This window comes from Pseudoflavonifractor sp. 524-17, assembly GCF_009935845.1.
Classification (GTDB): domain Bacteria; phylum Bacillota; class Clostridia; order Oscillospirales; family Oscillospiraceae; genus Pseudoflavonifractor_A.
The window spans coordinates 39,106-61,677 of the sequence record NZ_QWEK01000021.1 but is presented as its reverse complement, the minus strand read 5'-3'; the positions used below and the strand labels follow the sequence as shown (position 1 = coordinate 61,677).

Annotated in this window: 19 protein-coding genes, 1 tRNA gene and 1 riboswitch; of the genes, 13 read left to right on the top strand and 7 right to left on the bottom strand. The window is 60.3% G+C overall.

From position 1 onward, the window contains the following. Positions 1–54: 54 nt before the first annotated feature. The 5 genes from D1159_RS09410 (at position 55) to D1159_RS09390 (ending at position 5,912) form a co-directional block, all read left to right on the top strand. Positions 55–531, top strand: coding sequence for a DUF1934 domain-containing protein (locus D1159_RS09410; RefSeq protein ID WP_243152208.1), 477 nt, complete (start codon positions 55–57; stop codon positions 529–531). A gap of 25 nt (positions 532–556) precedes the next feature. Further along, positions 557–2,314, top strand: coding sequence for an arginine--tRNA ligase (gene argS, locus D1159_RS09405; RefSeq protein ID WP_161845418.1), 1,758 nt, complete (start codon positions 557–559; stop codon positions 2,312–2,314). A gap of 185 nt (positions 2,315–2,499) precedes the next feature. Continuing rightward, positions 2,500–3,195, top strand: coding sequence for a Crp/Fnr family transcriptional regulator (locus D1159_RS09400; RefSeq protein WP_161845417.1), 696 nt, complete (start codon positions 2,500–2,502; stop codon positions 3,193–3,195). 87 nt (positions 3,196–3,282) lie between these two features. Then, the gene (locus D1159_RS09395; protein ID WP_161845416.1) at positions 3,283–5,304 is read left to right on the top strand and encodes a prolyl oligopeptidase family serine peptidase; all 2,022 of its coding nucleotides are present in this window, start codon (positions 3,283–3,285) and stop codon (positions 5,302–5,304) included. A gap of 155 nt (positions 5,305–5,459) precedes the next feature. Next, positions 5,460–5,912 carry a helix-turn-helix transcriptional regulator gene (locus D1159_RS09390; protein WP_161845415.1) on the top strand — a complete coding sequence of 151 codons (453 nt, stop codon included), beginning with the start codon at positions 5,460–5,462 and terminating at the stop codon, positions 5,910–5,912. Here D1159_RS09390 and D1159_RS09385 read toward each other — a convergent pair. From D1159_RS09385 to D1159_RS09360, 6 genes are all read right to left on the bottom strand, one after another. Then, entirely contained in the window at positions 5,909–6,556 is a 648-nt protein-coding gene (locus D1159_RS09385; protein WP_161845414.1) for an ECF transporter S component, read from the bottom strand. The two genes, D1159_RS09390 and D1159_RS09385, sit on opposite strands and share 4 nt — an antisense overlap. A 153-nt stretch (positions 6,557–6,709) precedes the next feature. Continuing rightward, a riboswitch (FMN riboswitch) is annotated at positions 6,710–6,826 on the bottom strand. Positions 6,827–7,380: 554 nt separating this feature from the next. Next, the gene (gene recQ / locus D1159_RS09380) at positions 7,381–9,204 is read right to left on the bottom strand and encodes a DNA helicase RecQ (protein ID WP_161845413.1); all 1,824 of its coding nucleotides are present in this window, start codon (positions 9,202–9,204) and stop codon (positions 7,381–7,383) included. A gap of 351 nt (positions 9,205–9,555) precedes the next feature. Beyond that, the gene (locus D1159_RS09375) at positions 9,556–10,146 is read right to left on the bottom strand and encodes a hypothetical protein (protein ID WP_161845412.1); all 591 of its coding nucleotides are present in this window, start codon (positions 10,144–10,146) and stop codon (positions 9,556–9,558) included. A 32-nt stretch (positions 10,147–10,178) separates the two neighbouring features. Continuing rightward, positions 10,179–12,293: a hypothetical protein gene (locus D1159_RS09370; RefSeq protein ID WP_161845411.1), complete on the bottom strand. Its 2,115-nt coding sequence runs from the start codon at positions 12,291–12,293 to the stop codon at positions 10,179–10,181. Between the two features lie 80 nt (positions 12,294–12,373). Beyond that, complete coding sequence (locus D1159_RS09365; RefSeq protein ID WP_161845410.1) at positions 12,374–13,306, bottom strand: SPFH domain-containing protein; 933 nt, start codon at positions 13,304–13,306, stop codon at positions 12,374–12,376. A gap of 26 nt (positions 13,307–13,332) precedes the next feature. Beyond that, entirely contained in the window at positions 13,333–13,794 is a 462-nt protein-coding gene (locus D1159_RS09360) for an NfeD family protein (protein ID WP_161845409.1), read from the bottom strand. A 272-nt stretch (positions 13,795–14,066) separates the two neighbouring features. Between D1159_RS09360 and D1159_RS09355 the strand changes: the two genes are divergently transcribed. The 8 genes from D1159_RS09355 to D1159_RS09320 all read left to right on the top strand — a co-directional run bounded on the left by D1159_RS09355 (position 14,067) and on the right by D1159_RS09320 (position 21,282). Further along, positions 14,067–15,212 (top strand): class I SAM-dependent RNA methyltransferase, encoded by a 1,146-nt coding sequence (locus D1159_RS09355; RefSeq protein ID WP_161845408.1) that lies wholly within the window; start codon positions 14,067–14,069, stop codon positions 15,210–15,212. Between the two features lie 29 nt (positions 15,213–15,241). Continuing rightward, positions 15,242–16,384 carry an S-layer homology domain-containing protein gene (locus D1159_RS09350; RefSeq protein ID WP_161845407.1) on the top strand — a complete coding sequence of 381 codons (1,143 nt, stop codon included), beginning with the start codon at positions 15,242–15,244 and terminating at the stop codon, positions 16,382–16,384. A 116-nt stretch (positions 16,385–16,500) separates the two neighbouring features. Further along, on the top strand, positions 16,501–17,442 hold the full coding sequence (locus D1159_RS09345; protein WP_161845406.1) for a diacylglycerol kinase family protein: 942 nt from the start codon (positions 16,501–16,503) through the stop codon (positions 17,440–17,442). Positions 17,443–17,561: 119 nt separating this feature from the next. After that, on the top strand, positions 17,562–17,846 hold the full coding sequence (locus D1159_RS09340) for a co-chaperone GroES (protein ID WP_161845405.1): 285 nt from the start codon (positions 17,562–17,564) through the stop codon (positions 17,844–17,846). Between the two features lie 72 nt (positions 17,847–17,918). Beyond that, entirely contained in the window at positions 17,919–19,550 is a 1,632-nt protein-coding gene (gene groL, locus D1159_RS09335; protein ID WP_161845404.1) for a chaperonin GroEL, read from the top strand. Between the two features lie 201 nt (positions 19,551–19,751). After that, positions 19,752–20,399 (top strand): 3'-5' exonuclease, encoded by a 648-nt coding sequence (locus D1159_RS09330; RefSeq protein ID WP_161845403.1) that lies wholly within the window; start codon positions 19,752–19,754, stop codon positions 20,397–20,399. Between the two features lie 70 nt (positions 20,400–20,469). Then, on the top strand, positions 20,470–21,087 hold the full coding sequence (gene udk, locus D1159_RS09325) for a uridine kinase (RefSeq protein WP_161845402.1): 618 nt from the start codon (positions 20,470–20,472) through the stop codon (positions 21,085–21,087). 111 nt (positions 21,088–21,198) lie between these two features. Beyond that, a tRNA-Leu gene (locus tag D1159_RS09320) sits at positions 21,199–21,282 on the top strand. Positions 21,283–21,481: 199 nt separating this feature from the next. Here D1159_RS09320 and D1159_RS09315 read toward each other — a convergent pair. Next, entirely contained in the window at positions 21,482–22,486 is a 1,005-nt protein-coding gene (locus tag D1159_RS09315; protein ID WP_161845439.1) for a Stealth CR1 domain-containing protein, read from the bottom strand. Positions 22,487–22,572: the final 86 nt, after the last annotated feature.

The window sequence follows — 22,572 nt, the reverse complement described above, 5'->3', positions numbered from 1 at the left end:
ACACATTCCGGCTGGCATAGAAAAGATATGCACTGCCTGAATGTGAATATTATAATGAAGGACAAGGGCCTGGAGAGCATGAGTGAACAAAATGTGATCATCTCAATTAAGGGGACGCAGTCCCGGGACAGTCAGGAAGACGATGTGATCGAATTGGTGACGGAGGGGACGCTGCTGGAGGACGGAGACGCCGGCTTTACCCTCAGCTACCAGGAGAGCGAGGTCACCGGTCTGGATGGCACCCTGACCACCTTCCATATTGAAAAGGATCGGATTACGCTGATGCGTCTGGGGGAGTTCAACTCCCAGATGGTCTTTGAGAAGGGCCGCCGCCATCTGTCCATGTACAACACCCCCTATGGGGCGCTGTCTGTGGGGGTGAACACCCGGGAGATGTTTGCCGACATCGGCGCCACCGGCGGCAACATCCGCATCGCCTATGATATCGAGCTGGACCACGCCGTGGCCGGCATGAATACCTTTGAAATCAACGTGCGGGAGGCCAGGCGCAGCTCCGGCCCCGCCCTTTGACATGAATAGAGAGAGGAAGACAGCTATGTCCAATAATATGATCCAGGCCGCCCGGGAGCAGGTATCCGCCCTTACCCAGGCCGCTTATGAGAAGGCCGTCTCGGACGGCGTCCTCCCCGCCGGGGCGGCGGTGAAAGCCAATGTGGAGATCCCAAAGGAGGTAAAAAACGGGGACTACGCCTCCTCCTTCGCCATGGCGGGGGCCAAGGCCATGAAGCTGCCCCCCCGGACGGTGGCCCAGGCCATTTTGGACCGCCTGGACCTGAAGGGGAGCTATTTTGACCGGGCGGAGATCGCCGGCCCTGGTTTTCTCAACTTCTTCCTGGGCAGCAAGTGGTACGGCGACGTGCTGGCAGGCATTGAGGCCGCTGGACCCGCCTACGGCCAGGGGAACGAGGGCGCCGGCAAAAAGGTGATGGTGGAGTTCGTCTCCGCCAACCCCACCGGCCCCATGCACATGGGCAACGCCCGGGGCGGCGTGTTGGGGGACGCCCTGGCCAGCGTCCTGGCCCGAGACGGCTATGACGTGTGGCGGGAGTTCTACGTCAACGACGCCGGCAACCAGATCGACAAATTCGCCCGGTCCATCTACGCCCGGTGTATGCAGCTCACCCTGGGGGAGGAAAACTACCCCTTCCCTGAGGACGGCTACCATGGGGACGACATCAGGGAGCTTGCCCAGGGCTTTCTGGACAAGGCCGGGGAGACCTTCCCCGGGGCGGAGCCTTCGGAGGCCGCCTGGCTCACCGCTATGGCGGAATACGGCCTGGAGCGAAACATCCCCAAGATGAAAGCAGATCTGAAAAAGTATGGCATCGAGTACGACCAGTGGTTCTTTGAGTCCTCCCTCCACAACAGCGGCTATGTGGCTGAGACGGTGGGGCTGCTGGCTCAAAAGGGCTGGACCTATGAGAAGGACGGGGCCCTGTGGCTGAACACCACGGAGCTTTTAAAGAAAAAATATCTGGCCGAGGGCAAGAGCCGGGAGCAGGTGGACAAGCTGGACCTGAAGGATGACGTGCTCCGCCGGGCCAACGGATTTTATACCTATTTCGCCGCGGACATCGCCTACCACCGGGACAAGCTGGACCGCCGGGGGTTTGACCTGGCGGTCAACATCTGGGGGGCGGACCACCACGGCCACGTGGCCCGGCTCCAGGCCGCTTTGGACGGGCTGGAGCTGGACGGCTCCCACCGGCTGGTGATTGTGCTCATGCAGCTGGTCAATCTCCTTCAGGACGGCAGGCCGGTGCGCATGTCCAAGCGCTCCGGCAAGGCCATCGCCCTGCACGACCTGCTGGACGAGGTGAGCGTGGACGCCGCCCGCTTCTTCTTTAACTCCCGCTCCTCCTCCAGCCCGGTGGACTTCGACCTGGATCTGGCCGTGCGGGAGGACAGCGAAAATCCGGTGTACTACATCCAGTACGCCCACGCCCGGATCTGTACGTTGATCGCCCGTCTGGCAGAGGAGGGCGCCGCCGTACCCGCGGCGGACAAAATCGACGCCGCCGTCTTCACCACCCCCCAGGAGAAGGCCCTCATCAAAAACCTGGCCCGCCTGCCGGAGGAGATCCGTCTGGCCGCGCGGGACTTCGATCCCTCGCTGGTCAACCGGTATGTGCTGGCCCTGGCTGCCGATTTCCACCGGTTCTACGACGCCTGCTATATCCGGGGGGAGGCGGAAGCGGTCCTGTCCGCCCGGCTTAAGCTGGCGGATACCGTCCGGGCCGTCGTCGCCAATTGCCTGAATCTCATCGGCGTCACCGCCCCGGAGAAAATGTAACCGGCGTTCTCTGGTAAAAACCACCGCTTTCCGTCTGGAAGGCGGTGGTTTTATGTTGCTTATGCCAAAATAATTTCTCAAAACAAGACAACTGTCGTTTTACTTGGAGAATTATCTCTGCTATCATTAAGAAAACGAAGATTTTTACAGCAGTTTAAAAATTTTTGTTTTAGGAGGCCGCCGCGATGGTGACACGGAAAACCGCATTGGAGAAAGGAAACGCCCAGGCCCGCGCGCTGCTGGCCCACATCCCGGATCGGATACTGGAGGTCTCCCGGCTGCTGGAGATAAAAGCCGGAACCCGGCTCGTCTCCCGCGGGGAACCGGTAGCGTTGGCCTACCTTTTGCTCAGCGGGGAGCTGCACGCCTTTTACGAGGCGGAGGAGGGCGCCTGTTCCACCTGGCTGGTGATGACCGCCCCCACCGGGATATCAGATCTGGAACTGCTGGCAGGAGAGGAGCGGTACAGCATGAATGTCCGGGCTGCCACCGACAGCGTACTGCTCTACTGCACCGTGGAGGAGTTCCGCCGGGAGCTGCGGCAAAATAACCGGCTCCTGTGGGAAATGGCAGCTCTCTTCGCCAAAAAGAGCTGCCGTCTGGTGGAGACTAAGGGGCTGTCCGCCTTCTCCTCCGGGCTGGAAAAAGTAGGCCGCTACCTGATCCTCTACTGCGGCGCCCATCCCCCTATCCCGGGGCAGGATGTTGTGGTGCGGTACACCCGGCCCGCCATCGCCAGTAATCTGGGCATCAGCACCCGCACCGTGGACCGCTATCTCAAGCAGCTGGAAGAGGCCGGTCTGGTGACGCTGCACGGAAAAATTCATATTTCTCTCGCCCAGTACAAGGCCCTCGCTGCCCGCTGGGAACCCCAGGAGTAAGAAGCCATACCAATGAAAAACCGATGCTTCCGCGGGGAGGCCGTTTCCCGCTGAATCATATCATCACATTCAAGAGGAGGCAGCAGCATGAAACGAGCAGTTCCAATTTTGTTAAGCCTGGCCCTCACCGCGTCCCTGACCACGGCGGCCCTGGCGGAGGAACACGCCGCCGGCCCGGCGGTGGCGGAGGCCCAGATCGCCTATCCGGTGGTCAAGGACGCAGCGACGCCGCCGGACAAGCAGGCCACCTACTTCCGCTACACCCCGGAGGACTTCAAATTCCGGGGGAACAGTACGCCGGTGATCTTTGTTCTGGGGGACGGCGTCTGGACCGCTGAGACCGCGGCGGACGCCCTGACCCGGGGCGGCTTTGACCAGATGGCCCAGGAGGAGAGCGGACACATCGTCTTTGTCAGCCCCTCTAACGGCGCCTCCTGGACGGAGGAGGACTACGCCGTCATGCAGGCCCTGGCCACCAATGTGACCGACGACTATACCTACACCCTGGAGCAGGCGGGGACCTATGACGCCGGCGTCACCGAGGACGGCATCATGTACGCCGGCCGGTTCCGCTCCTACACCTTCGCCGAGGGCAGCGCTCAGGCGTTTGTCAAAACCTACCTGGATACCCCCGATTCCACCTACTGGGTCCAGCAGTGGAACAATGTGGTGGACGGCTTCAGCGCGGCCTATCACTACGCGGATCAATTTGACCGCTCGGATAACCTGAGCGCCTGGCAGGACATGCGCCGGATCAACCGCATCAGCATGATGGACGGCGTGACCTATCTGGACAAGTACTATGTCTACTCCGACTACGGCATCCGGGAGAGCATTGAGACCTTTACCACCTCCAAGGGCAATACCATGGAGTACTATCAGTACATCCCCAAGGGCGTGGATGTGAACAGCAAGACGGCGAAATACCCCCTGGTCCTGGTTTCCCATGGCTCCAACCAGCACCCGGAGGGATACGTCCAGCTCACCAACTGGCCCATTGTGGCGGACCAGGAGAATTTTATTGTGGTGGCCATCAACGCCCATAATCTGGTGGATACCGATGAGATTCTGGAACTGGTGGACTTTATGATCGACCAGCGGGCGGTGGACGCCAGCCGGGTCTACGCCACCGGCTACTCCATGGGGGGCATGAAGTCCTGGACGCTGGGCTTTGAGCGCCCCGACCGGTTTGCCGCCATCGCTCCCACAGAAGGCATCCCCGGTATGGGCAAGAACGCCGTTACCCTCCCCGATCCCAGCCAGACCATCCCCACCTTCTTTGTTGCCGGCGAGAAGGAGTTCTATGATCTCTTCCCCATGAACAGCGAGGCGGCCATTGCCATCATCCAGCAGCTGGCCAAGGCAAACGGCTTTGAATACAATGGCGTCTATGACGAGAGCTTGGGCAAATACTACGGTATGGAGACCGACAAGACCTATACCTACTGCCCCCGGCCCGCCCGCAGCGATGACGAGGCCGTCATGACCGTCCACGAGCTGAAGAGCGGGGACGGCAATGTCTACACCATCCTCACCTCCGTGTCCGAGATGGGCCACAGCGCCTATCCCGACTCCGCCCAGCGCATGTGGGCCTTCTTCCGGCAGTTCAGCCGGAACAGCGACGGCTCCCTCAATGTCAATCCCCTGCCCCTGGCCGCTGACGTGCCCTCCGATAGTTGGTATGCCGGGGCGGTCCGCCACGTGCTGGACAACGGCATGATGAACGCCAACGGCGCCTTCTCCCCCAGCGCCCCCCTGACCGCCGGGGATCTGGCTCAGGCCCTGTATGTCCGGGCCGGCTCCCCCGCAGAGGGCTTTGACGCCTGGACCCAGGCCAACGGCATCCCCACCGGCTCCGCCGCTGTCACCCGGGAAGAGCTGGCCAAGGCCATCCGCGCCTGCGCCGCCTGCAAGGGCAAGACTGGGGCGGCCCCGGCGGCGCCAGGCGGCTTCCAGGACGGAGCCAGTGCCTCTCAGGACGCGCTGTGGGCCGTTTCCAACGGGATCTTCTCCGGCAAGAACGGCGGCCGGCTGGACACCTCCGCCCAGGCCACCCGTGCCGAGGGCGCCCAGGCCCTGACTCAGCTCAGCCTCTTCCTGGCCCGATAACCGAGCAGACAGCGGTCCCCGCCGGGGACCGCTGTCTGCTGCTGTGTTAACATTGGGCGCGAAACTGCAAGGAAGCGTAGGTGGATTTTCTCCCCGCCATGCCTTATGATTAGACAGTCCGAAGAAACGCCGCGGGCAGGAAAGGAGAAGACGCTATGAATTTAGGAAGCAGTTTGTTTCAAGCCAGGAAGAAGTGCGGGCTCTCCCAGGAGGCGGTGGCCGAAAAGCTGGGCGTAAGCCGGCAGACCATCTCCAAGTGGGAGACGGGCGAAACCCTCCCCGACATCCGCCAGTCCAAAAGGCTGGCGCTGCTCTACCACCTGTCCCTGGACGAGCTTATCCGCTTCGATCTGGATGTAAAAGAGGTGGAGGAGGCCATCCAGCGCACCAGCGGGGAGTTGGAGCGGAAAATTGACTGGAACCAGGCCTGGGGAAAGAAATACCCTATCTTGCTCACCTACCAAAACCAGGTGGATACCCAGCCCTACGCCGACCAGCTGGACGCCATGCTGGAGCGGTTAAAGACAGAATACGCCTATTCGGAGCTGGACGCCTTTCTGGTACTCAAGGACATTCTGGCCCAGCTGTGGCGGGCGCGAGCCCGTTAGCGCACGCCCAAAAGGGTGAGCGCAAGCAGTACGCACGCCGTAAGGATCAGCAGCGATACCAGCAAAATGCCGGTTGTCTGCCGGGACGTCCCGTCCGCTGGCTTCGCCTGTATTAAATGGGAGCGCCTCAGCGCGGTGACGGCGGGCCGGTACAGCAGCGCGGTGAACGCCGCGTTCAGCCCCCCTTTGACCAGGTTAAAGGGAAGGAATACCGGCAGCAGCAGCTCCGCGACGGCCTGCCTTGGATAACCCATGTAGATAGGCGTAATCAGATAGTTCCACAGCAGCATTACCGCAACCATGCACCCCCATCCACACAGCAGGCCAAGGGCGGCGCCCGGCAGCGTCCGCCGTCTCTGATAGAACAGCGAGGCGGTACACGCGAAGGAACAGCTTGAGATGACGTTCATCAGAAGCCCCCAGACGCCGGTCTCACTGACGGTGATGAATTCCGCGAAGGAAGCTGCCAGCGCGACGGTGAGGGCGGTAAGCGGCCCCAGCAGGAAACCGCTCAGGGCGATTACGATGTCCTTGGGGTCGTACTTCAAAAAGAGGACCAGCGGGACCCGTCCCACTGTGGCCGCCGCATAGGCAAGGGCGCAGAGCATACCTGTGGTTGTCATCTTTCTCACATTGCTGTTCATAAAAAAACCTCCCAAAAAAGAGCCCCTGAACGCGCAAAAACGCCGTTCAGGGGCTGCTGATTTCGGTATCGGTGTATTGAACATGTCAACAGAGCGGCTTGGAGAATTGACAGAAAAAAGTGCAAAAAACCAGGGAGATTCCCGACTGTTTCAACACACCTTCTTCTAATCCAGACTATACTGTCGGTTTTGGAGTTGCACCAAATCAGTGCTTTCGCACGCGCGGACTTTACCGCCGATCGGGAATTTCACCCTGCCCTGAAGACATTTTACGATTCAGTTGTGTGAGACAGTATATCAAATAGATGGGGCACTGTCAACCGCCCGATTACAGCGCCTGCCGCTTCACCGCTTCCAGACTGTGTTGGTGATTTCGAACAAAAAGAGGTGATTCAGTCTGCAAAGCCAGTTCCTTTTGACGGAAAGATGGGAGCCGCCTGGAAAGCAGGGGAAAGAAGTCAGAATTATGTATACAAAAACCAGGGAGGCGCGATAGGGTAAACTGCCGTTCAGCGCCTGTGGAAAAACAGGTGGATAAGTTGAAAAACCGCTGTACAGATTGGGAAAAGTGGGTGTGGAAAAAGTGGTGGAGAATGTTGATAACGCTTTGTAGATAAAGCGCAGCATAAAAATTATGTAAATTAAACGCGAATTTTCGCGGGTTTCGCACAGCCCAACCGCAAGACAGAAAAAAGCAAAAAATCCGGGAAAAGCTGGGGAAATGGCGACGGAATATTGGAACATAGAAATGGATAAAAATGGGGAACAACATGCGGCGCTCTGTCAAAACAGAAGATAATACAGCGGGTTATAGGACTGGGTGATCAGCTGGGACGGGAAGACAGTTGGATGATTTGGAGGAAGTCCTGGCCGTACTGGTCCAGCTTCCGGCTGCCTACGCCGGAGATATGGGCCATCTCTGCCAAGGTAGCGGGCTTTTGAGCGGCCATCTCCCGCAGGGTGCGGTCGGTGAAGATAACATAGGCGGGCAGGCTCTTCTGCCTGGCCAGCTGGGCGCGCAGCTCCCGCAGCCGCTGGAAGAGGGCCTCGTCCAACGGCGCGCCGGAGGGGACCTGTCTGCCTGCGGCGGCGGGGCGGGACGGGGCAATCCGGCGGCGCATGGTCACCTGTCCGCCGGAGACCGCCTCTTTGGCCCGGGGGCCGAGGGAGAGGACCGGGTAGTCCCCCTGGCTGGAGACAAGGTACCGCTCCTCCACCAAAAGGCGAATCTGCTCGCGCACCTCCCGGACGGGCTGGCCGGAAAGACAGCCGAAGGTCCGCTTCCGATCCAGGCTCCAGCGGAGCACCCGGTCGCTCTCCTTGCCGCAGAGGAGGTCGGCGATGGTACTGGCGCCGAAGCGGCCGCTGCACTCGTCCACAGCGTCCAAAATGGCCCGGGCCGCCCGGGTGATGTCCACCTCCTCCCAGCCCGCCTTGCAGTTGGAGCAGCTGCCGCAGTCGGCGGGGAGATCTTCGCCGAAATAGTGGAGAATAAAACGGCGCAGGCAGCCGGTGGTGGTGGAATAGGCGGCCATGATTTTAAGACGCTCAAACTGGCGCTGGCGCAGGGCGGCAACGGTCTTCTCATCCACTCCCTCAGGGCTCTCCCCCTGTTCGATGAGGAAGCGGCCGGTGATCACGTCCTTGCCGCTGTAGAGGAGGATACAGTCGGCGCTGCCGCCGTCCCGCCCGCCCCGGCCCGCCTCCTGGTAGTAGCCCTCCAGGTCCAGGGGCATGTTGTAGTGGACCACATAGCGCACGTTGGACTTGTCAATCCCCATGCCGAAAGCGTTGGTGGCCACCATGACGAGAGCGGTATCCTGGGCAAATGCCTCCTGATTGCACTGCCGTTCCTCTGCGGACAGGCCGGCGTGATAGCGGGTGGCGGAGATATCTTGGGCCTGAAGATAGGCGCACACCTCCTCCACCGCCTTCCGGGTGGAGCAGTAGACGATGCCGCTGTCTGTGGGACGGCGGCGGAGGATAGAGAGCAGCTCCGCCTTTTTGCTCTGGGGGTGGCGGACCTCAAAGTAGAGGTTTTTCCGGTCAAAGCCGGTGGTGGTAAGCACCGGCTGGTCCAACTGGAGCTTTTGGAGGATATCCTCCCGCACCTCCGGCGTGGCGGTGGCGGTAAAGGCCCCCAGCGGGGGCCGCTGGGGGAGGGTGTCCAGAAAGGCTGGAATTTTGAGGTAGCTGGGGCGGAAGTCGGTCCCCCACTGGGAGACGCAGTGCGCCTCGTCCACCGCCACCAGAGAGAGCTGTGTGTGACGGGCGAAGCGGAGAAAGCGGGGACTCTCCAGCCGTTCCGGGGCCACGTAGATAATCTTGTACCGGCCCTGCCAGGCCCGCTCCAGAGCCAGGTCAAACTGCCGCTCCGTAAGGGAGCGGTTGAGATAGGCCGCGGGAACCCCCGCCTGGATCAGGCTGCGCACCTGGTCCTTCATCAGTGAGATAAGAGGGGAGATGACCAGCGCCACGCCAGGCAGCATCAGCGCGGGGAGCTGGAAGCACAGGGATTTTCCCGCCCCGGTGGGCATGATGGACAGCACATCCCGCCCATCCAGAAGGGCGTCCACAGCCCGCTCCTGCCCGGGAAGAAAGCCGTCGTAGCCGAAATAAGCGTTCAGAAGGTCCATTTTGTAGGACATGGAACTCTCTCCTTTCACCGTTCATCAGCGGCGGTGAAACCGCGTGTGCAAGGTGCGGCTGGCCCTGTCCGGGAGCCGGCCGGCGAAGCAGACCGCCAACCGGGCATGGATGATGCTCCGCTCAGGGAAGGGCCGCCCAGACGGGATCGCCCTTCCCTGTACGGCGATTGGACCCAGAGGCCGTGAATAGACGTTTTGAGGTCCCGCCGTGGAACGAATCGCCGTCACTGGCATATGCACCCTCTTCAGATTCCGTTATCATTCAGGTACACTGGAAGCAGGACACGAAAGGCCACCTCACCCGGCGCTCTCTCCACGTGGTCCAAGGTTCCCGCTGGATGGACCATTTCCTTATTTTCCAGTAAATATGCCAGTCATCAATTTTTCCCGCAGTCCTCTGGTTGACTGGACCTCAAAGCTGCCATGCGCCAAATCAAAGCACGCCAGCTTTCTGTCGGCGTCAATGTAGACGTAGTGGTACGAGATCGGCGCTCTGTTTTCATCGCATAAGGCCTCCAGCAGCGGCTCCATTTCGTAGTCCGCCAGCGTGTGCCGGTCAGAGTAGAGGAACAGATCATAGCGCCCCAGAAAGGCATATCCGGCGTTCAGCTTCTGTAATTTTTTGCGGAAGGGTTCGGTAAAACCGGCGGCGGGGAGGGGGTGAATTACAAAGGTCTGCCACAAATGATATTCAATGCCGCACTTCGCGCACAGGTCAAGAACGCGGTCCGACGGCGCCTGATAGGGCTTGCTCATGGCAATCTCTGTCACAAGGCGCTCAAAGATCTCGCCATTCACAGACGTGACCTCAATGCCGGATGCCCCGTCCGCTGTCTGGAGGTCCGGCCTGTCCCGCAGAAGCAGCGTCCCATACCGGCCGCCATACAGCGCTTCCAGAATACATTTTGCATATACCTCATACGGACTGATATGTTTGGACACGGTGCATCCCCTCCTGTCGCGTCACGTTTCTTTCATGATACCCCAATCCCATTTCCTGGCGTCTCCGGCCAGGTAGGCACCACCATGTCCGGGTGGGTCTGGTGAATGAGGTCCGCCAGGGCGGACATCTCCCCATGGGTGGGCTGGCGCACCTTCTCGAAAAAATAGACCGTGATGCCATCGTGCTCCAGCGGGAAGGTCTCGTCCAGCCGCCGGTAGGCCCCGGCGATGGCCTCTCCCTCCAGCAGGCAGCGGGCGGGGGCCCACACCACCTGCTGGTTTTCCTCCCCAAGGTGGAGCTGGATGGGATCGGCCACCGCCAGAATATCGCAGGCATACAGCGCGCTGCCAAAGCCATCCCGCTGGTCCACCGCAGGCAGGTTAATCAGATAATCCCGATCCACCTCAGACACCCGGTCCAGGTTCAGGGAGTCCTCCGCATTGACCAGGGCGCTGAGATTGAGCCGGAAGGAGGAGGACAGCAGGCCCACCCGCTTTCCCTGCGCCCCAAACTGGTCCAGCCGCCGCACCAGAGCCACCAGATCCATAGCGCCCGGCTGCCGGGGCGGGGCGTAGGAAAAGGTGGGGAAGGGACTGAGGGGGGAGTAGTCCAAAATATTCCCCGACTGCACCCGGGGCAGGGCGGGGCTTAAAACCACCGGCAGCACCATCGCGGCCGCCGCGCCCCGGCCCAGCTTCCCCCGATCCGCCAGCCGGTCAAAGCCGGTGATCAGCAGGCAGGCCAGGGCGGGGACGTAGAGGAGCAGATGCTGCTGTCCGTGGGTCTGCACCCTTGTGAAGAGCCAGAAGCACACCAGGGGCTCCAGCAGGAGGAAGACCCCCTTGGCCCGGTCCCCGGGGCGCAGGCACAGCCAGATTCCTATGGTACAGGCGGCCAGCAGCAGCACAATCCCATAATAGCGGGCCAGCAGGCGCAGGTCGATGTCCACCCCCAGGTCATAGGCGGCGTACATGGCCCCATAGTTGGCCAGAAGGCGTTTTGACACAAAGGTCTGGAGGAAAAAGAGCAGAGGAAAGGCAAAGCCGCACAGATAGCCCAGCACCGGGGCCGGGGAGCGGCGGAAGGCGGCGCAGTCCACCGCCAGACACAGCAGGAAAGCCAGGGCGTAAAAGGCATACCACCGCCGCAGCACCACCGCCAGCGCCGCCAGCAGCCCCACCAGCAAAAAGCGGGAGAAACGGCCCTTCCCCGGCTCTTTCAGCCACAGCAGCAGCGCCGCCAGGGCCACCCCCGCCCCGGCGACGTCCACAAATCCGGTGACTGAGGTGTAAAAGAGGGAGGGCAGGGCCAGCATCCCGGCCAGCGCCAGCCACACCCTTCGGGGGCGCAGGCTCCTGGCGTACCCCCACATCAGAACCAGCAGTGGGAAGAGGCAGAAATTCCCAATTGACATGAGGTACACCAGCCGGGAGGGGCCGGAGAGCAGGGCGAAGGGGACGCACAAAAGGCCGATGGTGTAGTTGTAGTCGCTGGTAAAGATGGACTGGTACACTGAGGCCAGCGCCGCCGCCGGGCCCTGATCCCGGAAGGTCTCCGCCAGGGTGTAGGTGCTGCGCCAGTAGATGGCGGCGTCCCAGCTGTACACCGTGCGGCTCCCTTTGGCATAGGCAAAGACCAGCAGGTTTATTCCAAGCCATAGAAGCAGCACCGTCAGCCCGTCCCTTGGGGTGAGCCCCCGCAGCCAGCCGGCCGCCCCCCGGCGGCACTCCCACAGAGCGCAGGCGGCGTGGAGGACAAACACCCCCAGCAGAATGCCGCCCCCTGTGACCGCCGCCCAGGCCATCACAGGCTTGACCGCCACCCCGCCCCCCTCCAGGGCCCAGTCCAGGGTCAGCCCCCGCAGCCGCAGGGAGGACAAAACGCACAAAGCGTACACCGCCCAGGTCCACCGGGAGCCCCCAAAGGCGTACCGGGCCAGATGCTTCTGCACCGCCGGGGCCAGCGCCGCCCCCGCCAGGGCCAGCAGGGGGATCAGACAGAGCAGCACGCCCAAAGGCACGGCCAGTCCCCGGGCCTGGAACAGAAAGGCTTTCAGCCGCAGGGCCGCAAACAGCCCCATCAGTCCCCCGGCCCCGGCGCACCACAGCCGGTATAGCCAGCTCCCGGTCCTTCTCCCCTGTCTCATCCAGCCTCCACCTCTTCTGTCTGACTTGTTACACAACAAGCCGCGCCCCGAAACCCGCGGCGCGGCTTGCAGATATACGCTTACGAACGTTTTGCCGTTTTGGAAGGCTCCTCGGGACGGACGCTGTCAAAGACGCCTTTGGCACTGGCGCACAGGCCCGCCAGCCCCTGAATCTCGCTGGGGATGATAATCTTGGTTGCTTTTCCGTCGGCGGCGGCCTGGAATGCCTCCAGCGCCTTGATCTTCACTACCTGGTCGTTGGGATTGGCCTCGTTGAGCAGCTTGATGGCGTCCGCCAGGGCCTGCTGTACCTTAAGAATGGCCTCCGCCTGACCCTCGGCCTCCAGAATGGCGGCCTGCTTGGCGGCGTCCGCCCGGAGAATGGCGGCCTGCTTCTCACCCTCGGCCACCAGGATCTGAGACTCCTTCTGGCCCTGGGCCTGGAGGATGGCCTCCCGCCGCTCCCGCTCGGCCCGCATCTGCTTCTCCATGGACTCCTGGATGTCCCGGGGCGGGATGATGTTTTTCAGCTCCACCCGGTTGACCTTGATGCCCCAGGGGTCGGTGGCCTCGTCCAGGATGGCACGCATCTGGGTGTTGATGTGGTCCCGGCTGGTGAGCGACTGATCCAGCTCCAGATCGCCGATCATATTGCGCAGGGTGGTGGCGGTCAGGTTCTCAATGGCGCTCATGGGGTGCTCTACCCCGTAGGTGTACAGCTTGGGATCGGTGATCTGGAAATAGATGACCGTGTCAATCTGCATGGTTACGTTGTCCTTGGTGATCACCGGCTGGGGGGCGAAATCCACCACCTGCTCCTTCAGAGAGACCACCTTGACCACCCGCTCAATAAACGGGATTTTAAAGTGGGGCCCCTCATTCCATACGGTGTGGAATACGCCCAGACGGACAATCACATAGGCTTTGGACTGCTGGACAAATTTTACATTCAATACCAGAATCAGCAGGATCAGAACGCCTAAGGCGCTGAACACAATGGGCATGACTGGCATGATTGACTCCCCCTTTTCTCAAATTTTTAAAATGGTGATTTTGCCGCCGGCACCTGAACCGGCGCGACAAACAGCTTGACGCCCTCAATGCGCAGGACCTTCACCCGCTCCCCCGCGGGGATGGGGGCGCCGTCCTCGCTGCGGGCGGTCCAGGTCATCCCTTTCACCTGCACCGCCCCCTGGGCCGCCAGATTGTCAACGGCCTGGGTAACCACCGCCTCCATTCCAATGACCTGATCGGCGTTGGTGGGCTGCCGGCCCCGCCGGCCCAGCATCCGCTGGCACAGGGGCCGCAGCGCGGCCAGGCACAGGGCAGATACCGCCAGAAATACCGCCATCTGCGTCCAGAAATTATCCGTCGCCAGCGCGGTGAGCATGGCGCACAGGGCACCGGCGGCAAACCAGATGGACACCAGTCCCGCGGTAGCGGCTTCCACCGCCACAAAGACCACAATCCCGGCAAACCAGACAATACTCCACGGCAGCATGGCACGTTCCCTCCTAAAATTTTATATTTGCGGCAAGCGGAAAAAGAACCGCCTTTGGTGCGTTTGGATCTGTTTCCAACAGACTCTGGTGTTATTGTAGCATAGTCGTCCCAAAAAATCCAGTGCATTCCCTGGGAAAGCGCCAATTTCATCTAAAGAATCCGTTTTTTATGGCGGCGTCCACAAAATATGGTTTGCCTATTTCTACAAAATCCGATATACTAAAACGGATCTCGCAAATAATAATTGAAGAGCGATTGGAGTATCAGTATATGTCAAATCTGCTCCTTGCCATTCCTGTTTTGTTCGGCCTGGAGGGGTTGGCGGCGGAGGAACTGCGCCGCCTCGCCCTGAACGACGTCCGGGCGGAGAATGGCCGGGTTTTCTGCGCCGCCGCCCCCGCCGATCTTCCCCGGGTCAACCTGAACCTGCGCACGGGGGAACGGGTGCTGCTGGTGCTGGGTCAATTTTACGCCCACACCTTTGACGCCCTGTTTGAACAGGTCCGCGCCCTGCCCTGGGAGGATTTTGTCCCCCAAAACGGCGCCTTTCCCGTAAAGGGCTATTCCCTCAACTCCGCCCTTCACTCGGTTCCCGCCTGCCAGTCCATCATCAAAAAGGCGGCCGCCGCCCGGCTGGGACAGAAGTACGGGCTGCAGCGGCTGCCGGAGGACGGCGCGCTCTATCAGATTCAGTTCTCCATTCTCAAGGACCAGGTGACGGTGACGCTGGATACCTCCGGTCCCGGCCTGCACAAGCGGGGATACCGGGCCGTAGGGGTGGCCGCCCCCCTGCGGGAGACCCTGGCCGCCGCCATGGTGCTCCTGTCCCGCTACCAGGGTCGGGACCCCTTCTGCGACCCCTTCTGCGGCTCCGGCACCATTGCCATTGAGGCCGCCCTCATCGCCAAAAACCGCGCCCCGGGGCTGAACCGCTCTTTTGCCGCGCAGCGGTGGGAGTGGCTCCCCGCCGATCTGTGGATGGCGGCGGCGGACGAAGCCATGGACGGGGAGTTTGACGGCCAATATGAGATCTGGGGCGGGGACATCGATCCCGCCGCTGTGGAAATCGCCCAAAACAACGCAGTCAAGGCCGATGTGGAGGATTTAATCCGCTTTGAGACGGCGGATGCCGCCCGCTTCTGCCACAGCGAGCCCTATGGCCGTCTGGTCACCAATCCCCCCTATGGGGAGCGTATTTTGGAAAAGCAGCAGGCCGAGACCCTCTACCGCTCTTTTGGCCAGGCGGCGCGCCGCCTGCCGGAGGGGTGGCGGGTGTCTGTGCTCTCCTCCCACACGGAGTTTGAGCGTGCCTTCGGCCGCACCGCCGTCAAGCGCCGCAAGCTGTACAACGGCATGATCAAGTGCGACCTCTTTCAGTACGGCGGCCCGCGCCGCAAGCAGGCCGGCCCCATTTGAGAAACAGAAAACAGCGGAAAGGAGTCACTATGGCTGGTGTCAGGAAATATTTTGTCCGAATTGGTACCGCCGCCCTGCTGTTGGCGGCCCTGCTGGCCGTCTCCGCCGCCGCAGCGCCCCCAGGCGTGACCATCTGGGGCTATCAGGAGGGGCTGGCCAAGGCCCAGGGGCCCGACGGCTCCTTCGGCTACGCCAATGTAAACGGCGACATTGTCATCCCCATCCAGTACACCGACGTGCTGGACTTTACCCTGGGGCTGGGGCAGGTGCGCCTGGGGGGAAAGCTGGGGGTCATCCGCCAGGACGGCAAGTATCTCCTCCAGCCCGAATATGACACCCTGATCCACATCAACGCCGGGCTGTATATCGCCCAGAAGGGCACCAGGTATGGCGTGGTCAGCCTCCTCCCCTTCTCCAAAAACGGGCAGTCCACCCAGATTTTTTATGACTTTATCTACGACTCCGCCTCCCTGGTCCAGCTGGGGGGTGTGGACACCCTGGTGCTGGCCCAGGGCCAGAGCCGCACCGTGGTCCCTCTGTACCAGATCACTCAGCTCATGCTGGAGCGGCAGGTGCCCTCCGCCCGCTTTCCCCTGCGCCGGGGGCTGCTTCCTGATTTCTCCGACGTCACCGCCCGGGACTGGTTCGACCTGTGGGTGGATCTGGCCTACAATCTGGAGCTGATGGAGGGCACGGGAAACAACCGCTTTCAGCCCCACAACACCCTCACTGTGGCCGAGGCACTGCGTCTGGCCGCCTGTATGGAGAGCCGCCACCGGGGGGACTCCTTCCACAACCAGCCGGTCACCGGCAGTGTATGGTACCGCTCCTCTGTGGATTACTGTATCGCCAGCGGCATCATCCGAAACGGCGAGTTTACCCGGTATGACCGGCCTGTCACCCGGGCGGAGATGGCCAAAATCTTCTCCGCCACCTCTCTGGGCCGCTCCATCCCCGTCATCAACGACATGGGGCGGGTGAAAGCCGCCGTCCCCGATGTGAAGGCCGGAGACTATGCCGCCGACGCCATCTACGCCCTATACGCCAAGGGCATCATCGCCGGCAGCGACGCCAGCTACACCTTCCGCCCTAAGGCCACCCTCACCCGGGCGGAGGCAGCCGCCATGGCGGCCCGTATGGCCCGGGCGGAGCAGCGTCTGTCCCTATGGTAGCAGACACAGCCCTTACACTGCCAAAAATAAGGCCGCTTCTGGCGGCTGGGCGTGTGCATCCCCAATTTTTTAGAGTGCCGCGCCCTGGCCGCGGGACTCAGAGAGGATGGAGCACTGTGAGGCATCTCTTCCTTGTCAACCCCACCGCCGGCTCCTACGACCGCAGCCATGAGCTGGTACAGAAGATCTCCGACCAGCTGTCCGGCCTGGGCCTGCACTGGGAAGCCCAGGTCACCCACCACCCCGGCCATGCCGCCCAGCTGGCCCAGGAGGCCGCCTGCACCGGGGACGACGTGCGCATCTACGCCTGCGGCGGCGACGGCACTCTGAATGAGGCGGTCAACGGCGCCGCCGGCTATGAAAACGCCGCCGTGACCCAGTATCCCTGCGGCTCCGGCAACGACTTTCTCCGCCTCTTCGGGCCGGACGCCCCCCGCTTTTACAGCCTGAGCGAGCTGCTGGACGCCCGGCAGGCCCCCGCCGACCTCATCGACTGCAGCGGCCGTCTGGCCCTGAACATCTGCTCTGTGGGCTTTGATGCCCGGATCGGCCTGGGTATGGCGGAGTTTAAGCGCCACCCCATGGTCAGCGGCTCTATGGCCTATCAGCTCTCGCTGGTGAAAAACCTCATCGCCGGCATCCACCGGCCCTATGAGATTACAATCGGAACGGAACGGTTTTCGGGCCGTTTTACGCTGCTGTGCGCCTGCAACGGGCGGTACTACGGCGGCGGCTTCAACCCCTCTCCCACCGCCGTTCCCGACGACGGCGAGCTGGAATTTCTGCTGGTGAAGGGGGTCTCACGCCTCACTGTGGCCCGGCTGGTGAAGCGCTACGCCGCCGGGGCGTCCAGCCAGATGCCGGATCTGGTCACCATCCGCCGGGGCAGGTCCATGGTGGTGGAATGCGGCGAGATCTCCCCGGTAAACGTGGACGGAGAGCGGCTGGACGGCAGAACGCTGACCATCGCCCTGTCTGAGAAAAAGGTGAACTTCTTCTTTCCCAAGGGCGCCTCCTGGAACAGTTCTGCGACAATTCACAGAAATTTAAAAAATTAGGGCTTGCATATTTCCCCAACTGCGGTTATTATAATAAGCGTGTTAGCACTCAGGCAAAACGAGTGCTAACACGCTTAACTGGTTTTAGAAGAAACTCAACATATAAGGAGGAACTCGTTATGAAACTCAAACCCCTGGCCGACCATGTGGTCCTGAAGATGGTAGAGGTGGAGGAGACCACCAAGAGCGGCCTGATCCTCACCGGCTCCGCCAAGGAGAAGCCCGAGGTGGCCGAGGTCATCGAAGTGGGCCCCGGCGGCATGGTGGACGGCAAGGAAGTGGTCATGACCGTGAAGCCCGGCCAGAAGGTCATTACCAGCCGCTTCTCCGGCAAGCAGGTCACCCTGGACGGCGAGGAGTACACCATCGTCCGCCAGAACGACATTATGGCGATTGTGGAGTAAGAATCTGACCGCCGGTACGGCACACCCATCTGACTTTTATTTTTAACCGATTCATTATGGAGGTAATTCATCATGGCCAAGATCATCTGCTATGGCGAGGAAGCCCGTCACGCGCTGGAGCGGGGCGTGAACCAGCTCGCCGATACCGTTAAAATCACCATCGGCCCCAAGGGCCGCAACGTGGTGCTGGGCAAGAAGTTCGGCGCCCCCCTTATCACCAACGACGGCGTGACCATCGCCAAGGAGATCGAACTGGACGACCCCTTTGAGAACATGGGCGCCCAGCTGGTGAAGGAGGTCTCCACCAAGACCAACGACGTGGCCGGCGACGGCACCACCACCGCCACCCTGCTGGCCCAGGCCATTATCCGGGAGGGTCTGAAGAATCTGGCCGCCGGCGCCAACCCCATGGTTATGAAGAAGGGCATCGCCAAGGCCACCGCCGCCGCCATTGAGGCCATCAAGGGCAACAGCCAGAAGGTCAACGGCAGCGACGACATCGCCCGGGTGGGCGCGGTCTCCTCCAGCGACGAGAGCATCGGCAAGCTCATCGCCGAGGCCATGGAGAAGGTCTCCGCCGACGGCGTCATCACCGTGGAGGAGTCCAAGACCGCCGAGACCTACAGCGAGGTAGTGGAGGGTATGCAGTTCGACCGGGGCTACATCACCCCCTATATGGTCACTGACACCGAGAAGATGGAGGCCGTTCTGGACGACGCCCTGATTCTCGTCACCGACAAGAAGATCTCCAACGTGCAGGAGTTGCTGCCCGTGCTGGAGCAGGTGGTCCAGTCCGGCAAGAAGCTGCTGATTGTGGCCGACGATGTGGAGGGCGAGGCCCTGTCCACCCTGATCGTCAATAAGCTGCGGGGCACCCTGAACGTGGTGTGCGTCAAGGCCCCCGGCTTCGGCGACCGCCGTAAGGAGATGCTCAAGGATATCTGCGTCCTCACCGGCGGCACTCTGATCTCCGCCGACCTGGGCTATGAGCTGAAGGACGCTACTCTGGAGATGCTGGGCAAGGCCCGCCAGGTCAAAGTCCAGAAGGAGAACACCATCATTGTGGACGGCGCCGGCGCCAGCGAGGATATCAAGGGCCGGGTAGCCCAGATCCGCAACGAGATCGCCATCAGCACCTCTGACTACGACCGTGAGAAGCTCCAGGAGCGTCTGGCCAAGATGGCCGGCGGCGTGGCGATCATCCGCGTGGGCGCCGCCACCGAGGTGGAGATGAAGGAGAAGAAGCTGCGCATTGAGGACGCCCTGAACGCCACCCGCGCCGCGGTGGAAGAGGGTATTGTGGCCGGCGGCGGCACCGCCTATATCAACGCCGTGCCTGCGGTGGAGAAGCTGCTGGATCAGGTGGACGGCGACGAGAAGACCGGCGTGCGCATCATCGCCAAGGCCCTCACCGAGCCCGCCAAGCAGATCGCCGCCAACGCCGGCATCGACGGCTCTGTGGTGCTGGAGAAGCTCCGTGAGGCCGGCAAGGTCGGCTACGGCTTCGACGCCTACAACGAGACCTATGTGGACATGATCGCCGCCGGCATTGTGGACCCCACCAAGGTCACCCGCTCCGCCCTGGAGAACGCGGCCTCCATTGCCGCCACTCTGCTGACCACCGAGTCCCTGGTGGCCGACAAGAAAGAGCCCCCCGCTCCCGCTCCCGCCCCCGACATGGGCGGCATGGGCGGTATGTACTAAGAGTCATACTTTCAGCCCAGGCGCAAAGGACCGGCACTCACTTGGTGGGTGCCGGTCCTTTTCTGTCCGCGCCGGCTGCGAAAAAAGGGGCTTGTCAAAAAATTTTTCTGTTATATGATAAGGAAGGAATATTGCTTCAGAGACATCAAAGAGAGGGAGTGGCCCGCTATTTACGACACACATATTTTTTTGGATTTTGAGATGAACCCCATCCCAAGAGAATTCACCCAGGCCCGCCAGCTGGCCCGCAGCGAGATTGTAGAGGTCGGCGCGGTAAAGCTGGACCAGGACTACCATCTGGTTGACCGTTACTCCCAGTTTGTCAGGCCGGAGTACGGCCCCATTCACAGCAGGATTACCCAGCTTACCGGCATAACTGACGCCGATGTGGCCCAGGCCCCTTCTTTTGCCCAGGCCATGGAGGACTTTGCCCGGTGGATCGGCCCAGGGCGCATCCGGCTCTACTCCTGGAGCCGCAGCGACCAGTACCAGCTCTACGATGAGAGCTGGCTCAAGGAGGCGGAACTGCCGTCCCAGCTCAACCAGCGCTGGATCGATTTCCAGGCGGTGTACACCCGGCTCATCGGACTGTCCCGGAGCAATCCCCTCTCTCTGCAAAACGCCCTGGGGGCGGCAGAGTACCGCTTTGTGGGGGAGGCCCACCGAGCCGTTCAGGACGCGGAAAACTCCGCCTCCCTGCTCATTCTGGTCAAGGAGGGACGGCTGGAGCAGCAGGCCAAAATTGTTATGGACGCCATGCGCCCTAGCCAGGAGCACGGCTTCACCCTGGGGGGAGAGGCAGTGGCCCAGCTGCAAAAATTCCTGACCCGGCAGAAACAGGAGGAGTGACAGATTCCAGTTGCAGCTTTGTCCGCCGTGTGCTATACTGACAAAAAGAGACAGAAAAGGGGCGGCTGATATGGACATTATGATCATCGGCATTGCAGGCGGAACTGGTTCTGGCAAGACCACCCTCACCCTCCGGCTCAAAGAGCAGTTCGGCGAGCATGTGAGCGTCCTCTACCACGACAACTACTACAAGCAGCACGATGATATGCCTTATGAGCAGCGGTGCCGTCTCAATTACGACCACCCGGACGCCTTTGACACCGATCTGCTGATTCGGGATATTCAGGCCCTCCGGCAGGGGGAGACCATCCAGTCCCCTACCTATGACTACACCATCCATAACCGGGGAACGGCCACCGTAGAGGTCCACCCCACAAAAGTAGTCCTTATTGAGGGAATTCTGATCTTTGAAAATCAGACCCTGCGGGATCTGATGGACATTAAAATCTTTGTGGATACCGACGCCGACGTGCGCATTCTCCGCCGCATTCTCCGGGATGTAAAAGAGCGGGGCCGCTCCCTAGACTCGGTAGTCTCCCAATACCTGACCACCGTAAAGCCGATGCACGAGCAGTTTGTAGAGCCCTCCAAACGCCGGGCCGATATTATTGTGCCGGAAGGCGGGCACAATGTGGTGGCCCTGGATATGATTATCCAGCGCATCAAGAGCCATGTGGACGGGTTGTGAGCATCGCTCCCCTCTCCATTTTTACATAAATTTTTGCAAAAATAGTTGACAAATTCCCTGAGGGCAGCTATACTATGTAAAGTAGCTTTCAGGTCAAGCCTGGGGATGTATGCGGATGTGCTGGAACTGGTAGACAGGCACGTTTGAGGTGCGTGTGTCCATGACGTACGGGTTCAAGTCCCGTCATCCGCACCATAGCGAATGGTCTTGCAGCATTTTTCAAATGTTGCAAGACCATTCGCTTTTTTATTTTTAGATTTATGTCTCTTAGCACAGCTCTCCGCCGTCCTCCCAAAATTTAACATTTCTTAGAGTCTGTTTGAAAACCAGCAAAACGCCCGCTCGTCTTTCACCATTTTTATGAAAATATCTCTAAATTATGTATGTAGATTTCTTATTTCTCGTAAATCGACTTCTCCGAAAGAATTGACTCAAACCCATGATAGAGCTCTATTTTCAGACGTTCCACATCCGTGCTGTCACTCAAAACATCATTCAGACACAGGATTTTTTTCTTTGGATGCCTGATTGCCTGAAGCAGCGCGGTGCTGTCCCTTCCAATTTCATAATAGCCACAGAGCTTTTTGATATTGCGCGGGCAGAAATTTCCTGCAAGTTTTTGCCATTCCCGAAAGAGATACTGTGTAACATCTGTCTCACTGCGAAACCGGTTAGCGGAGCACCGCTCCAAAACAGGCCGCTCCAGGCGCCAGAGTTCCTCAAATGTCGCCTTGCAGAACGGCGAGGGGCCATGGACTGTATACAGTCCGGTGTAGTGGGGGAACGCCAGCTCAATCAGGTTGTAGAAGAAATATAACGGCGGCATTCCAATATGGAAATAGTTTCGAAGATGCCGCCGCACATTCTCTCTCTTATTAAAATACTTACATAAAACAAGAATATTGTTCAAATACAGATGGGACATGACAGGGGCTTTGGGATTTGCAATAACTGGCTGGAACGCAAGCATATCGCAGGGCTTCCCATGATAGAAAAAATCCTCCGGCCTGGTTGGACGCATCAGGAACATATCGTCATTAAAATAGACAAAATGTTCGGAAAGACCCTCAATCTTATGAAGCCACATTTCAATGGCATTGGAATTGAAGATAGGCAGATACTGCTCGGGGATGATATCCTCATGGGTTACAATACGAAGCTTCTCACAGGAGGTGTCCAGCCAATCAGGGAGATGGCCCTCAGTGACAAGATGGACTGTGCGCACCCAGGGAGCAAACCGCTCCACGCCCCGAAACCAGTAGTAGAATAGCTCCCACTCCCGATAACGGCATATGTTGTCGTCCATATCAGTGCCGGGAGAATAGTTCGCTTTTTGTCTCTGCCACTTTGGATCCTGTCCGTTCACCCATGTTACTACAAAATCAATCTGACAGTCCATCTTTCCCACACCCTAATCCCATGATGTCTAACTGCATCAGCAAAATTTTATGAATTATTTTATCATCATCATTGGGGTATTGTCAA